At 38.4% G+C, this 15398-nt stretch carries 16 protein-coding genes; 15 read left to right on the top strand and 1 reads right to left on the bottom strand.

What is annotated here, in order from left to right:
- Positions 1-2 precede the first annotated feature (2 nt).
- The 11 genes from IGM04_RS09375 to thrB all read left to right on the top strand — a co-directional run bounded on the left by IGM04_RS09375 (position 3) and on the right by thrB (position 11979).
- Entirely contained in the window at positions 3-1334 is a 1332-nt protein-coding gene (locus IGM04_RS09375) for a nucleobase:cation symporter-2 family protein (protein WP_002356719.1), read from the top strand.
- A 141-nt stretch (positions 1335-1475) separates the two neighbouring features.
- Positions 1476-2453 carry a GMP reductase gene (gene guaC, locus IGM04_RS09370; RefSeq protein ID WP_010730035.1) on the top strand — a complete coding sequence of 326 codons (978 nt, stop codon included), beginning with the start codon at positions 1476-1478 and terminating at the stop codon, positions 2451-2453.
- Positions 2454-2614: 161 nt separating this feature from the next.
- Positions 2615-2947, top strand: coding sequence for a PadR family transcriptional regulator (locus IGM04_RS09365; RefSeq protein WP_002356722.1), 333 nt, complete (start codon positions 2615-2617; stop codon positions 2945-2947).
- Positions 2944-3972, top strand: a complete 1029-nt coding sequence (locus tag IGM04_RS09360) for a permease prefix domain 1-containing protein (protein WP_002356724.1) — start codon at positions 2944-2946, stop codon at positions 3970-3972. Before IGM04_RS09365 ends, IGM04_RS09360 begins: the two co-directional genes overlap by 4 nt.
- 134 nt (positions 3973-4106) lie before the next feature.
- Positions 4107-5558 (top strand): PLP-dependent aminotransferase family protein, encoded by a 1452-nt coding sequence (locus tag IGM04_RS09355; RefSeq protein ID WP_086318057.1) that lies wholly within the window; start codon positions 4107-4109, stop codon positions 5556-5558.
- A 120-nt stretch (positions 5559-5678) separates the two neighbouring features.
- Positions 5679-7403 (top strand): phospho-sugar mutase, encoded by a 1725-nt coding sequence (locus tag IGM04_RS09350; RefSeq protein WP_002356727.1) that lies wholly within the window; start codon positions 5679-5681, stop codon positions 7401-7403.
- Positions 7404-7509: 106 nt separating this feature from the next.
- On the top strand, positions 7510-8292 hold the full coding sequence (gene proC / locus IGM04_RS09345) for a pyrroline-5-carboxylate reductase (protein ID WP_086318058.1): 783 nt from the start codon (positions 7510-7512) through the stop codon (positions 8290-8292).
- 116 nt (positions 8293-8408) lie between these two features.
- Positions 8409-8717, top strand: a complete 309-nt coding sequence (locus tag IGM04_RS09340) for an ArsR/SmtB family transcription factor (RefSeq protein WP_002356730.1) — start codon at positions 8409-8411, stop codon at positions 8715-8717.
- Positions 8718-8768: 51 nt separating this feature from the next.
- Positions 8769-10061, top strand: a complete 1293-nt coding sequence (locus IGM04_RS09335) for a homoserine dehydrogenase (RefSeq protein ID WP_033597851.1) — start codon at positions 8769-8771, stop codon at positions 10059-10061.
- Positions 10062-10063: 2 nt separating this feature from the next.
- Positions 10064-11119 carry a threonine synthase gene (gene thrC / locus IGM04_RS09330; protein ID WP_033626427.1) on the top strand — a complete coding sequence of 352 codons (1056 nt, stop codon included), beginning with the start codon at positions 10064-10066 and terminating at the stop codon, positions 11117-11119.
- A complete protein-coding gene (gene thrB / locus IGM04_RS09325) occupies positions 11116-11979 on the top strand; it encodes a homoserine kinase (protein WP_086318059.1) in 864 nt (287 codons plus the stop codon). The genes thrC and thrB overlap by 4 nt, the downstream gene beginning before the upstream one ends.
- A 43-nt stretch (positions 11980-12022) precedes the next feature.
- On the opposite strand, the gene IGM04_RS09320 is transcribed toward thrB, so the two are convergent.
- On the bottom strand, positions 12023-12880 hold the full coding sequence (locus IGM04_RS09320) for a pyruvate, water dikinase regulatory protein (RefSeq protein WP_002389973.1): 858 nt from the start codon (positions 12878-12880) through the stop codon (positions 12023-12025).
- Positions 12881-12978: 98 nt separating this feature from the next.
- Between IGM04_RS09320 and IGM04_RS09315 the strand changes: the two genes are divergently transcribed.
- The 4 genes from IGM04_RS09315 (at position 12979) to IGM04_RS09300 (ending at position 15393) form a co-directional block, all read left to right on the top strand.
- Complete coding sequence (locus IGM04_RS09315; RefSeq protein ID WP_002387080.1) at positions 12979-13419, top strand: Fur family transcriptional regulator; 441 nt, start codon at positions 12979-12981, stop codon at positions 13417-13419.
- A 165-nt stretch (positions 13420-13584) separates the two neighbouring features.
- Positions 13585-13761: a 30S ribosomal protein S21 gene (gene rpsU, locus IGM04_RS09310; protein ID WP_002356740.1), complete on the top strand. Its 177-nt coding sequence runs from the start codon at positions 13585-13587 to the stop codon at positions 13759-13761.
- Positions 13762-13786: 25 nt separating this feature from the next.
- Complete coding sequence (locus IGM04_RS09305; protein ID WP_002356741.1) at positions 13787-14236, top strand: GatB/YqeY domain-containing protein; 450 nt, start codon at positions 13787-13789, stop codon at positions 14234-14236.
- 242 nt (positions 14237-14478) lie between these two features.
- Positions 14479-15393, top strand: coding sequence for a PhoH family protein (locus tag IGM04_RS09300; protein WP_369810298.1), 915 nt, complete (start codon positions 14479-14481; stop codon positions 15391-15393).
- The last annotated feature ends 5 nt before the right edge of the window (positions 15394-15398 follow it).

Genomic DNA, 15398 nt, shown 5'->3' with positions numbered 1-15398 from the left:
AAATGAGTGAAAAGAAACAAAATAATCTTCATTTAACAGTGGGGCCAGAAGATTCAGTATCTTTTGGGCAGGCCACTATGTTAGGGATTCAGCATGTCTTAGCAATGGACGTGTACGTCGTACCTGTAATCATTGCTTCGATTATTGGTATTAGCACAGCACAAACGTCTTCTTTAATTCAAGCAACATTCATAGCAGCAGGACTTGCCACGATTATTCAATCTCATTTTTGTATGAGATTACCAGTTGCGCAAGGCCCTTCATTTATTCCAATCGGGGCAATTGCGGGAATTTATTTTGCCAATAACCAACAAGGAAATGGCTGGGGCGCAGTTTTAGGTGCTAGTTTAGTGGGGGCAATTGTTGTTATTATATTAGGATTTACTGGTATCTTTAATCGTTTAATCACTAAATTTGTTCCACCAATTGTGGGAGGAACAATTATTTTTGTGGTGGGTCTTTCGTTAATGCCAGTCGCTTTATCGGATAATATTTACCACGCAAAAGGGGAATTAGGACAAAATATTTTATTAGCATTTATAGCAGCGGGTACGTTGATCTTCTTTGCGCTCTTAGGTTCTGCTTTGAAAAAAGGGCGGATTTTCCGCGTTTCTTCTGTCATTTTGGCATTATTATTTGGGAGCATCGCGGCACAATTATTAGGGGTACTTGATTTATCAGCCGTTAGTAAAGCGGCTTGGTTTAGTTTGCCTCAGTTACCATTAGTTAACTTTTCTTTCCAATTTGATTGGTCAGCTATTGCCACGATGTTAGTTATTTATCTGGTTTTAATGGCGGAAACAACAGGCACTTGGTTTGCTGTGAGTCATGTTGTCGCTGAACCTTTGACCGAAGAAAAAATTAATCGCGGCGTAATTGGTGAAGGCTTAGGTTGCTTAGTTTCTTCATTCATTGGCGGCACGCCAGTAACTAGTTACTCTACAAATGCTGGGATTATTTCAATCACTGGAGTTGCTAGTCGCAAGGTTTTTGTGGCTGCAGGTGCGTGGTTTGTCTTATTTGGCTTATCTGGAAAACTTTCCACCTTGATTTCGGCCATTCCGGCACCAGTTATCGGCGGTGTTTTTGTGGTTGTTTGTGGCATCATTTCTGTAAGTGGAATGAAAGTCATGAGTGATGTAACAATTCATGAAAAAGAGATGTATGTAATTGCCGTTCCGATTATTATGACATTAGCGTTGACATTGTTACCAAAAGAGTTTTTGGAAACTCTACCACAATTTTTACAATATTTATTTAGTTCACCCGTGGCAACTGCCTCGATTGTTGCTATTTTATTGCAGGCCATTTTACCAAACGTTCAAGAAGGGTAAAAAGATTAATTTTCGTTAAAACGCCTTTGACAAGTGGCGGTAAATAGTGTAAATTAACAATGGTGTTTGTAAACACGAACGTTAAATGACCGAATGTTCGGTTTTTACGTTATTTTTGTAAATAACTAGGAGGCAGTAAGTATGAAAGTTTTTGATTATGAAGATGTCCAATTAATTCCCAATAAATGTATCGTGAATAGTCGTTCTGAATGTGATACTACAGTAACTTTAGGAAAACATTCGTTTAAAATGCCTGTCGTTCCAGCGAACATGCAAACAATTATTGATGAAAAGATTGCGGAAACCCTTGCTGAAAATGGTTATTTTTATATCATGCATCGGTTTGATGAAGAGGCGCGAGTGCCATTTATTAAAAAAATGCAACAAAAGGGCTTAATCACGTCAATTAGTGTGGGTGTGAAAGAAGGGGAATACGCTTTTGTTGAAACGTTAGCCCGAGAAGGTTTAGTTCCTGACTACGTGACAATTGATATCGCCCATGGTCATTCAAATGCGGTGATTAATATGATTCAACACTTGAAAAAATTTTTACCAGAAACGTTCGTTATTGCGGGCAATGTTGGAACGCCAGAAGCCGTTCGCGAATTAGAAAACGCTGGAGCTGATGCCACCAAAGTGGGGATTGGACCAGGAAAAGTATGTATTACTAAAATTAAGACTGGCTTTGGGACAGGTGGCTGGCAGTTAGCGGCTTTACGTTGGTGTGCCAAAGCTGCTCGGAAACCAATTATTGCAGATGGTGGAATTCGGACCCATGGAGACATTGCAAAATCTGTGCGTTTTGGGGCAACTATGGTCATGATTGGTTCATTATTTGCTGGACATGAAGAATCACCAGGTGAAACAAAAGTAGAAGATGGCGTTGTTTACAAAGAATACTTTGGTAGCGCCTCTGAATTCCAAAAAGGCGAAAAGAAAAACGTTGAAGGCAAAAAAATCTGGTTACGCCATAAAGGGAAGTTGGCAGATACTTTAGTCGAAATGCAACAAGATTTACAATCTTCCATTTCATACGCGGGAGGTCGTGATTTAGAAGCGATTCGTAAAGTTGATTATGTGATTGTAAAAAATTCTATTTTTAATGGTGATACCATTTAACATTCAACTATAGACTGAAAAGAAGACAGCACGTAGTGCAGAAATTAAAATGATTTCTGCATTACGTGCTTTTTTTACTTTACCTATCGTAGTAATCGTGTTAAGATAATTACAACGACAGACGTAGTACGATAGTTGAAGTACTTGAGGGAGGAATTTATGTGATTGGTAGTGATGCAATTCGAGGATACAACGATACCTTTATTCTCTCAATCTTACAATCCGGCGCTTCATATGGTTATGCGATTTCTAAACGCATTCGTGAAATTTCTAAAGAACAATATTCGATTAAAGAAACGACACTTTATTCTGCTTTTACACGTTTAGAGAAAAATGGCTACATTGAATCATTTCCAGGAGAAGTAACGCATGGCAAAAAGCGGACCTATTATCAAATAACCCATGCAGGAGAGCGTTATTTAGAGGAAAAGTTACTAGAATGGGAAGTAACAAAAGACGTCGTCGAAGCATTTGTAAAGGAGATGGGAAAATGAAAATTATAGAAGAATTTATTGATAGCTTATTTTCAGGCGTTGTTGAAACATCTGAAACAAAACAATTAAAGGCGGACTTATTAGCAAATGCTGAGGATCGTTATGAAGACTTGCTCAGCCAAGGAAAATCGGAAAATGAAGCAATTGGTACAATTATTTCTGAATTTGGTACTATTGATGAATTAATGGAAGAATTGAATTTAGAAAATAAACAAGTGGATGAAACAAACGATTCAATGAACGGTTTGCCAGAAATTTCAGTGGAGGAAGGACTTGACTATTTAGCTGTCCAACGTAAAGGTGCTATTCAAATTGGTCTTGGTGTTGTTGCAATCATGGTGGGTGTTGGCTTGCTGGTTGGTATGCGTGGTGTTCTTTCTAACGGTCTTGGTTTAGTTTGTCTTTTCATAGGTGTGGCAATCGGCGTTCCATTATTTATTGTTGCTGGTAATCGGTTTGTTGCAATGGACAAACAGCTGGGGCAACGATTGATTCCGATTAAGTTAAAAAAAGAAGTTGCACAAAGAGAACAAAGTTTTCAACGATCATTTATTTTTTGTATGGCAGCGGGCGTAGTTTTTTGTATTTTGGGTTTAATCCCAGTTGTTGTCTTTAGTAGTGGCCTTCATCTGATGATGCGCCGTTCCATGCATCAAATGATGGGCGGACAATATTATAATGGAACAATGGGGATTAGTTGGCTCTTCTTTTTAGTATCGGTTGGCGTCTTCTTGTTTATATTTGGTGGAGTAATTAAAGGAAGTTTTAATAAATTGTTAAATGAAACTTATTTTTATTCAGAACATGTTGGTCATCCTGATTTTGCCCCTCAACAAACAAAAACAGAGGAAGGACCTGTGGGAAATCCTGTCGGTGCAATTATTGCATCCGTTTATTGGCCCTTAGTTGTGGCACTCTATCTATTTATTAGTTTTGTTTTAGGGGATTGGCGGTTTAGTTGGTTAATCTTTATGTTCGCAGGAATCTTTTATAACACCATCCAAGCATTTTTACACAAACATTGAGACAAACCTGTTAATAGTAAAACAGAAAAGTGGGACATTCGTCAAAACGGCTGTCTCACTTTTCTTGTATTTTCGATTGACAAAAGCATTAAACTGGATTACTTTTAACTCATCCAATTGTTGAGGTGATTGCTATGTGGCAACTTAAAAAAGAACAAAATGTTCCCATTTATCGCAGTATTATGGAAATGATTGTTCAAAAGATTCAAACAGGCGAATTATTACCAGGCGAAAAAATCCCTTCGGAACGTAAACTGGCAGAGTACTTGTCTGTCAATCGTTCAACCGTTGTTCATGCATTAGACGAACTGGTGGACTTAGGCTGGATTGTGCGAAAAAGAGGGAGTGGAACGATTGTCAACGAAGGAAAATGGGGGGTAATGATGACGCCACGAACGGATTGGCATCGTTATTTAGAACAAAATGTGTTCAAACAAGTTCATCCCTTGGTGGCAGAGATTGAGTTACGAGCTAAACAAAATTTGCCGACTGACTTAGATATGTATACAGGCGAGTTGCCGTTAGACTTAATTCCCAGTTTCGATTTTCCAGCATTAAATTGGAAACAATTTTTAAAAGAGGAAGCACAAGATGAATTAGGTTATTTGCCGTTAAGAAAAGAAATCCAAGCCATTACAGCAACGGAATATCAGCTTCATTTACCAAGTGAAAGTTTATTGCTTACTTCAGGTGCGCAACAAGCACTTTTTTTAGTTTTGCAAGTTTTATTGAGACAAGGAGATAGTGTTGCCGTAGAAGATCCATCTTTCTTCTATGCCTTACCAATTTTCCAAGCTGCTGGTGTGCGCTTATTTGGTGTGCCCATGACAGAGGAAGGGATTGATCTTGAAGCGCTAGAACAAACAATCCGACAACATCGCATCAAAATGGTTATGGTTAATCCTTCCTTTCAAAATCCGACTGGGACAGTGATGCCTTTAAGAAAAAGAGAACAGCTCGTGAAAGTTTGTCAAACGTATCAAGTTCCTATTTTAGAAGATGATGTTTTTGGGCAGCTAAGTTTTATCCCGAAAACAGAAATTCCTCCTTTAAAAAAATTAGATCCAGATAATGTCTTGTATATCGGTTCGTTGTCAAAAATTTTAGGTTCGACCACGAAAATTGGTTGGTTAAGTGCGCCTGCCTCCGTGACGAAACAAATTGCAGAAGCCAGAAAAATGATGGATGTTTCGTTGAGTATTTTTCCGCAGATGCTCGCTAAAATGGCGATTGAAGATCCTTCTTTTTCTGAAAAAATTACGTTATTAAATAAACAAGTGGAACAACGAGCAACAGCTGTATATCAAGTATTTAAATCGTTGCCAGAATGGGAAGTTTCGCCAGTAAAAGGCGGCTTTTATTTATGGGCACATTGGCGTCAAGGGGCACTTAAGCCAGAAGAGTGGCAGGTGTTTTTACGAGAAGGTGTTTTGGTAGCACCAAGTGTAGCTTTTAGTGAAAAACGTGGAAGTATTCGTTTGAACTGTTCCCGAATTTCAACAGAAGAAATGCCTCTTTTTTGTGAGCGAATGGTACGGATTACACGACAACTTTCTGAAAATAGACAAACAAAAATAGAACAGTAAGTAAGATTTTTCTTATAAAAATCATTTGCTGAGAGAAAACGCTACAACTTCCCTTTTCTAAACGAATATCCAATGCTATACTTAAAAAGTAAAAACAAAAAAACAAATGAGGTGTTTTCCATGTCTTGGGAACAAGTTTACCAACAATGGTTAAATGAAGAAAATATTCCAGAAAATTTAAAAAATGAATTAAAGGACTTAAATACAGACCCTGAAAAATGTGAAGATGCATTTTACGCACCATTAGAATTTGGGACTGCTGGGATGCGCGGGATTTTAGGCGCCGGTATTAATCGGATGAATATCTTTACAGTTCGTCAAGCAACAGAAGGACTTGCACGTTTTATGGATACGCAAGATCCTGAAACGAAACGTCGCGGTGTAGCTATTGCCTATGATTCACGTCATATGTCTCCAGAATTTGCAATGGAAGCAGCTAAAACATTAGCTAAACATGATATTCCTTCTTTTGTGTTTGAAAGCTTACGACCAACACCAGAATTATCTTTTGCGGTCCGTTACTTTAAAGCTTTTGCGGGAATCATGATTACGGCTTCTCACAATCCAGCTGCCTATAATGGCTACAAAGTCTATGGTGAAGACGGTGGTCAAATGCCGCCAGCTGATGCAGATGCATTAACTAAATATGTTCGTAGTATCGAAAATCCTTTGAAAATTGATGTCTTATCAGATGAAGAAGTTGCCCACAGCGGTTTAATTAACATTGTTGGTGAAGAAGTCGATAACGCGTATTTGAAAGAAATTAAAACAGTTACGATTAATCAAGAATTAATTAACGAAATGGGTAAAGAATTAAAATTAGTTTACACTCCCTTACATGGAACTGGGAAAATGTTAGGAGAAAAGGCATTAAAACAAGCCGGTTTTGAAAAATTTGTTTTAGTACCTGAGCAAGCCGTTGCTGATCCTGACTTTACTACAGTTAAGTCACCAAACCCTGAAGAACATTCAGCTTTTGAATACGCGATTCGTTTAGGGGAAAAAGAAGGCGCTGATTTATTGATTGCAACAGATCCAGATGCTGATCGTTTAGGTGCTGCTGTGCGGATGCCAAACGGAGACTACCAAGTATTAACAGGAAATCAATTAGGTTCAATTATGATTCATTATATTTTAGAAGCCCATCAACAAGCAGGCACGTTGCCTCAAAATGCTGCGGTTCTAAAATCAATCGTTTCTAGTGAACTTGCTACAGCGATTGCTGAGAAATATAATACGAAGATGTTTAATGTTTTAACAGGTTTCAAATTTATTGCTGAAAAAATTCAACAATACGAAGAAGACCACAGTCAAACGTTTATGTTTGGTTTTGAAGAAAGTTATGGTTACTTAGTGAAACCTTTTGTTCGTGATAAAGATGCAATTCAAGCGTTAGTTCTATTAGCAGAAGTAGCGGCTTTCTATAAAAAACAAGGAAAAACATTATACGATGGCTTACAAGATATCTTTGAAGAATTTGGTTACTTTGAAGAAAAAACTATTTCCGTAACAATGAGCGGAATTGAAGGAAGCGGTAAAATCAAAGCTTTAATGGCAAAATGTCGTGAACAAGCGCCAACTGAGTTTGCCGGGATTCAAGTTGCTCAAACGGAAGATTTTAAAGAATTAACACGCACTTTTGCAGATGGTCAAACAGAACAATTACAAACGCCTCCTTCTGATGTGTTGAAATATCATTTAGAAGATGGCAGTTGGATTGCTATCCGACCATCAGGAACAGAACCAAAAATTAAATTCTATCTAGCGACAAAAGCAACAAGTAGTTCAGAAGCTTCTGAAAAAATTGCTGCGTTTGAAGCAGTCGTTAATGAATTAACAAAATAAAATAAACGAAACAGGCTGTACGGAAAAAAGTACGAATGTTAGTGTTTGTGTCAAAAGCTAATTGACTTTTGACACAAACACTTTATTTAACTAAGGAGGGAATGCTATGGAAATTGGCTTTATCGGTGCTGGCAGTATGGGCGGTGCCATGATTAAAGGGTTACTGAAAGCTGAGGCAGTCAAGAAGGAACATTTATATGTGAAAGGCGGCTCAAGTGGAACCGCAGAAGCACTTCAAAAAGAGTGGGGCTTTCAACTTGTCACAGATTATGCACTTTTCCAAGAATGTAAGGTTATTTTTATTGCGACAGGAGCAAAGGTTGTGTTACCTGTCCTTCAGGAATTAGCCCCTCATTTTTCCAACGAAAGTCTATTGATTTCTGTTGCAACAGGTCATACCATAGAAGAAGCACAAATGGCCCTTGGTAATAAAGAAGCCAAAGTTGTTCATGCCATTCCTAATACACCAGTTAGCGTGAATCAAGGCGTGATTGGCGTAGCCTTGGCACCAACAATTGAAGGCCAAACGAAGGAACTGGTAATGGAACTTCTTGCTACTTTAGGGTTAGTCAAAGAAATTCGTGAAGCGCAACTGGAAACTTTTGGTACTGTGGCTGGTTGCAGTCCAGCTTTTGTTGATATCTTTATGGAAGCATTGGGAGATGCAGCAGTCTTAGAAGGGTTACCAAGAGACTTATCTTATGAAATTGTCGCTCAAATGATAAAAGGAACGGCGACCTTAGCCTTAGACACGAAAAAACACCCAGGAGCATTGAAAGATGAAGTGACTTCTCCAGGAGGAAGTACGATTCGCGGTGTCGTAGCTCTAGAAAAAAATGGCTTCCGTTATGCCGTGATGGATGCAGTTCAGCAAGCCAACCACGAATAGATGAAGAAAGTTGGAAAATCGACAAGTTTGTCATTTTTCCAACTTTCTTTGTGCCATATTTTTCGTAGGAAAGAACAATCGCAGTTCTTATTTTAAAAAACTCTGTGTTATAATGAGTGCAAAGTGAGGCGACTATAATGAAACAAATGGAAGAAATCAAACAAGTAAGTCAATTATATAAAGTATTAAGTGATCCAACACGTTTAAGAATTTTGCTACTTTTAAAAGAAGGCGAGCATAACGTAACGGCGATTAGTGAACAATTGGGAATGGAACAGTCCGCCGTTTCTCATCAACTAAAATTATTAAGAGATAGCCGGGTTGTCAAGGCACGTCGCGAAGGAAAAACGATTTTTTATACATTGGATGATCATCATGTAATAGATATTTTAAATCAGACCTTTGAGCATATTGAACATCGATAAAAAGTAGGAAAAAATAGCGTAACTAGAATAGCGCTGTTGATGGAGGTAAAAATGAAGGATACCTTAAAGATCGGGTTACTAGGATTAGGGACTGTAGGCACTGGCGTTTTAACTCTCTTGAAAGAACATCAAGAGAAAATTTCACAAGTGACAGGAATGAATGTAGTCATTGAAAAAGCATTTGTCCGAAATCTTGAAACGAAACAAGCGCAAGCGGAAGAATACGGTCTTTCTTTAACAACTTCAATTGATGATATTTTAGAAGATAAAGAGATTCAAATCGTTGTGGAATTAATGGGAACCATTGAACCAGCCAAAACGTATATCATGAAAGCTTTAGAAAAGGGCAAACATATTGTGACTGCTAATAAAGATTTACTGGCGCAACATGGGAGTGAATTAGTAGCGTTAGCCCAAAAACATCATTGTGATTTATATTATGAAGCAAGTGTTGCTGGCGGGATTCCTATTTTAAGAACAATTGCTAATAGCTTAGCGGCAGACAATATTCAAAAAGTTTTAGGAATTGTGAACGGTACGACGAATTATATGCTTACGCAAATGGTTTCTGCTGATAAAAGTTATGAAGAAGCTTTAGCAGAAGCGCAAGCGTTGGGATTTGCTGAAGCGGATCCGACAAATGATGTCGATGGAATCGATGCAGCCTATAAAATGGTTATTTTAAGTCAATTTGCTTTTGGGATGAATGTTTCATTACCACAAGTTGATATTCGTGGAATTCGCGGATTGTCTTTAGATGATGTCGCTATGGCTAAACAACTGGGGTATGAAATCAAATTGATTGGCTCTGCTGAACAAAATGAGAATAGTATCTCGGTGGAAGTGGCGCCTATGCTAGTCAATCAAAAGCACCCTATTGCATCTGTTCGGAATGAGTACAATGCAGTATTTATTAAAAGTGCAGGCGTGGGCGAATCAATGTATTACGGTCCAGGAGCTGGAGCTAAACCGACAGCAACCAGTGTGGTCAGTGATTTAATTACGATTGCTAAAAACATTCGCTTGGCAACGACTGGCCATATGTTCAATTCGTATCAACATAAAACCCAATTGACGAGTTCCGAAAATGTATTTGGGCAGTACTATTTTTCATTAGATGTTCCAGATACGCCAGGACAATTTTTGCAGTTGACGCAATTAATGACTAAAGCAGAAGTCAGCTTTGATCAATTAGTTCAACAGAAATCAGATGGACAGCGAGCAAGAATTGTTGCCATTACACACCAGATATCAAAAGCACAAATGCAACAAGTTGTGATAGCTATTCAAAATACGGAAGCCTTTCAGTTATTGAATGTAATGAAGGTTATAGGAGATGAGTAAACATGTATGAAGGTTTGTTAAAACAGTATCAAGCGTATTTGCCCGTAACAGAAAAAACACCAATGATTTCTTTAGCCGAAGGAAATACGCCACTGATTCCTTTACCTAATTTATCCAAAGAATTAGGTATTCAATTATATGGAAAATACGAAGGCTTAAATCCCACTGGCTCATTCAAAGATCGCGGGATGGTGATGGCTGTAGCAAAAGCGGTAGAAGAAGGTGCCAAAGCGATTGTTTGTGCTTCTACAGGAAATACTAGTGCCGCCGCTGCTGCGTATGCCACAAGAGCAGGCATTAAAGCGTATGTAGTGATTCCAGAAGGAAAAATCGCACTGGGAAAATTGGCGCAAGCTATTATGTATGGGGCGGACATTATTTCGATTCCAGGTAACTTTGATGAAGCATTAAAAGCGGTGCGAGAGATTGCGAAAACTGAGGCAGTTGCGCTAGTTAATTCAGTGAATCCTTATCGCTTAGAAGGGCAAAAGACAGCAGCTTTTGAAGTTTGTGAACAATTAGGTCAAGCGCCCGATGTCTTAGCGATTCCAGTTGGAAATGCCGGCAATATTTCCGCTTACTGGAAAGGTTTTAAAGAATGGCATGAAAAAAAAGGAACAACTTTACCAAGAATGCATGGTTTTGAAGCAGAAGGTGCCGCAGCGATCGTGAAAGGACAAGTGATTGAGCAACCTGAAACCGTGGCAACAGCGATCCGGATTGGAAATCCTGCTAGTTGGCAACTAGCAGAACAGGCACGGGATGAATCCGGTGGTTTCATTGATGCCGTGACAGATCAAGAAATTTTAACGGCTTACCGAAAAATTGCTGCTCAAGATGGGGTTTTCATTGAACCTGGTTCGGCTGCTTCATTAGCTGGAGTTATTCAACATGTTAAAAGCGGTAAAATCAAAGCAGGTGAAACCGTCGTGGCAGTCTTTACTGGTAACGGACTGAAAGATCCTGATACAGCAATGGAGACAGAAGTAGCTATTTCAAAAATGAGTGACGTGGAAGAAATGCGTCTGCACTTACGAAAAGGAGTCGCAACACTATGAAAATAAGAGTACCTGCCACTAGTGCCAACTTAGGACCTGGTTTTGATTCATGTGGCATTGCATTATCCGCTTATTTAACAATCAACGTTTTAGGTGAAAGTGAATTTTGGGAAATTCAACATACTTTGGGAGAAGAGATTCCTACTAATGAAGAGAATTTATTAATTCAAACGGCATTGAAAATTGCACCAGAATTAACACCAAAAGTTATTCGGATGGTTTCTGACATTCCCCTTGCAAGAGGACTAGGCAGTAGCTCAAGTGTGATTGTAGCAGGCATTGAATTAGCTAACCGACTAGCACATTTAAATTTGTCCCCTAAAGAAAAAGTTCGTTTGGCCACAGAGATGGAAGCACATCCGGATAATGTTGCCCCTGCTATTTTAGGAGATTTCGTGGTGGCTAGCCATGTAGAAAACCAAGTCTACCATGTCAAACATCATTTTCCAATGTGTGATGTCATTGCATTTATTCCAGAGGAACCGTTATTTACCGAAAAAAGTCGCGCTGTTTTGCCCGAAAAATTGACTTATAAAGAAGCGGTCGTGGCCAGCTCAATTGCCAATGTTATGATTGCCGCAATTTTAAACGGGGATTTACCTTTAGCAGGCAAAATGATGGAACAAGATAAATGGCATGAAACGTATCGTCGTTCATTGGTTCCTCACTTAAAAGAAATTCGTCGTTTAACTCAGCAAAGAGGTGCTTATGGCTCTTTCTTAAGCGGTGCTGGTCCAACTGTGCTAATCTTGTCGCCAGAAGAACGAACCAACGAAATTGTTCAAAGTTTGGAGAAATTATCTACCAAAGCGAGCATCCAAATTTTCAATATTGATCAAGAAGGCGTTCAAGTCTTTTAAAAAAAAACGAGAAAAAATCACTAGTGATTTTTTCTCGTTTTTTTTAATCCTCGGCTGTTTCCGTGGAATAATAGCTATGATCTTCTAAGTTCAAAGCATTAAGAATCATTGAGGCAGTTTCTTCAATTGAAAGAGAAGCGACATCAATAACGATACAACCTAATTTTTGATAAAGATCATTTGCAAAAGCCAGTTCTCGCCGAATTTTTTCAATATCTGAATAAGAAGTATTTTCAGGTAATCCATATGCGCGCATTCGTTCTTTACGAATCCCGTTTAAAACATTGGGATCATTGGTTAAGCCAACAATTTTTTTAGGGTCCATTTCGAATAATTGTTTCGGTAAATGTGCTTCAGGAATTAGTGGCAAATTAGCAACTTTTAAGTTCTTGTTGGCTAAAAAGAGACTTAGCGGTGTTTTAGAAGTTCGGGAAACGCCAAGAAGTAACACATCCGCTTCTAAAAAGCCTCGTGGGTCCTTGCCATCGTCATATTTGACAGCAAATTCCATTGCTTCAATTCGTTTAAAATAATTTTCATTCAGATGATGTAAGGCACCTGGTTCCCGCATGGGTGCGACACCTGTTAATCGTTCGATTTCCGCAACTGGTGGTGTCAAAATGTCAAAATGGAACAATTGATGCTCATTGAAAAATTGATTAGCAATCGCCACGAGATGATCATTAATGATAGTATGCAGTACCATGGCCTCTGCTTTTTTGGCATCTTCTAACGCTTGCACCAGTTTATCTTCGTCTTTAACGAATGTTCGTCTAATCAAAGTAAAATCAACAGTGGGGTACTGGGCCATTGAAGCAGCCGCCAATTTTGAAGCGGTCTCGCCAGCAGAATCTGAGATGACAAAAATCGTCACACATTTTTTTTCTTCAGAAATAGTCATAGAGGGTAAGTCCTTTCTTGCATTTTTAATAATTTTATTATACCATAAGTCCAGAATCTATTTCGTAATGATTCTGATTTAGGTTGGTGAGGGAGGAAATGGCGATGGCACCAGTAAAAACCAATATTGAACAAGCCTTAGAAACCATGAAAGCCAGTGGATTAAAATATACTAAAAAACGAGAATTACTGATGAGCTATTTGATTAAGCGAAATCGGTATGTTTCTGCACGTGAAGTGTATGAATTTATGAATGAAACCTTTAAAGGAGTCAGTTATGATACGGTTTATCGTAACTTGCATGACTTTGAGCGCTTAGAATTGCTAGAAAAAACAGAATTAAATGGAGAGCAAAAGTTTCGCTTCCGTTGTTGCCAAGAGGTGGAACATCATCATCACTTTATTTGTACGGTTTGTGGCAAAACGGAAGAAATTCACATGTGTCCGATGAATTTTTTTGAAGAACAGTTAAAAGGTTGTTCAATTGAAGGACATCGCTTTGAAATACTTGGTCGTTGTGCCGATTGTTGCGAAAAATAGCGAATAAGACGAAAAATCAAACAAAAATTTCGTATTTTATCAGTAGAGTGGTTGACGGTTATTTATGCTTTAGCTATAATATAACAAGGACAGTATTTTAATTTGTGGGTTTTTCCCACAAATAAGAAAAACGGTTACTTTTTAAGCTCGGAGGGAGGGAATAACATGTCAAAAACAGTCGTTCGTAAAAACGAATCTCTTGATGATGCTCTTCGTCGCTTCAAACGTTCCGTTTCAAAAGCGGGTACTTTACAAGAATCACGTAAACGTGAATTCTACGAAAAACCAAGTGTAAAGCGTAAGAAAAAATCTGAAGCAGCTAGAAAACGTAAAAAATTCTAGTTTTGAATGAATTGGAGTTGGTGGTATGTCATTGCTAACCACATTGAATGACGACATTAAAACAGCGATGAAAGCTAAAGACAAAGAAACTTTAGCCGTACTTCGTATGTTAAAGACTGCCATTCAAAATGATCAGATTAAAGCGGGCCGTGAATTGAACGGAGAAGAAGAACTCACTGTATTGTCTCGTGAGATGAAACAGAGAAAAGATTCTTTATCAGAGTTTGAAAAGGCGGGACGCGACGATCTTGTTGAAAAAGTAAAAGTTGAAATAGCAATTGTTGAAAAATATATGCCTCAACAACTAACGGAGGAAGAAATTCGTCAACTAGTTCAAGAGGTAATGACGCAAACTGGCGCCACTTCACCAAAAGATTTTGGTAAAGTGATGGGCGCTATGATGCCGAAAGTCAAAGGCAAAGCCGATGGCAACCAAGTTAACGCAATTGTGAAAGAATTATTACAAGAAAACTAAGAGCGTTATCGAAACTAGGACAGGATACTGTCCTAGTTTTTTTATACAAAGAGAAAACCGGTAGCTTTTTACGGTTTTCTCTTTTTTGACTTTCAAAGTCAAATCAGGTACGACTTCTTTTTAAACAGATAAGAATGTGGTATCATTGTAAAGGACTATATAATAAAGGAGATGGACGTTTTTTGACAGATAATCAGTCAAAATCTTTGGAATTAATACTTACTGATTCTGATGATGCACACATGCTTTTAGGAACACATGATAAACATATCAAATTTTTAGAAGAGAATACCCACGTAACGATTAATAGTCGTGGCGAAGTTATTCAGTTAATTGGCGAATCATCAGAGGTAGAGTTAGTCGCTTCCGTGTTAAGAGCGCTACAAACATTAATTCAACGAGGCATCAAAGTGCATACGCCAGATGTCGTTTCTGCTTTAAAAATGGCCAAAGCTGGAAATTTAGAGGCGTTTATTGCCATGTATGAAGAAGAAATTATGAAGGACCATCATGGTCGGGCCATCCGAATTAAGAATGTTGGTCAAAAAAAATATATCGATGCAGTTAAAACTCATGACGTCATTTTCGGGGTGGGACCTGCGGGGACAGGAAAAACCTTTTTAGCCGTGGTGATGGCAGTAGCAGCTTTAAAAAAAGGCGAAGTACAAAAAATTATTTTAACTCGTCCAGCGGTGGAAGCTGGCGAAAGCTTGGGCTTTTTACCAGGTGACTTAAAAGAAAAAGTCGATCCTTATTTACGTCCAGTTTACGATGCCTTGTATCAAATTTTTGGTATGGATCATACAAATCGTTTAATGGAACGCGGCGTTATTGAAATTGCCCCGCTTGCTTATATGCGTGGTCGTACATTGGATGATGCTTTTGTCATTCTAGATGAAGCACAAAATACCACGGTTGCCCAAATGAAAATGTTTTTAACTCGTTTAGGGTTTAGTTCAAAAATGATTGTTAATGGAGATACTAGTCAGATTGACTTGCCACGTGGTGTAACAAGTGGTTTAGTTAACGCCGAGCGTACGTTAAAAGACATTGAAAAAATTGCCTTTGTAAATTTTGAAGCCAGTGACGTTGTGCGTCATCCGGTTGTAGCACAAATTATTCAAGCCTATGAAAAAGAACAACAAAAGCATTCCTAAGCAGT

The organism is Enterococcus sp. DIV2385 (assembly GCF_051711925.1).
GTDB classification, from domain to species: Bacteria; Bacillota; Bacilli; order Lactobacillales; family Enterococcaceae; genus Enterococcus; species Enterococcus faecalis.
This window is presented reverse-complemented; position numbering and strand designations above follow the sequence as displayed.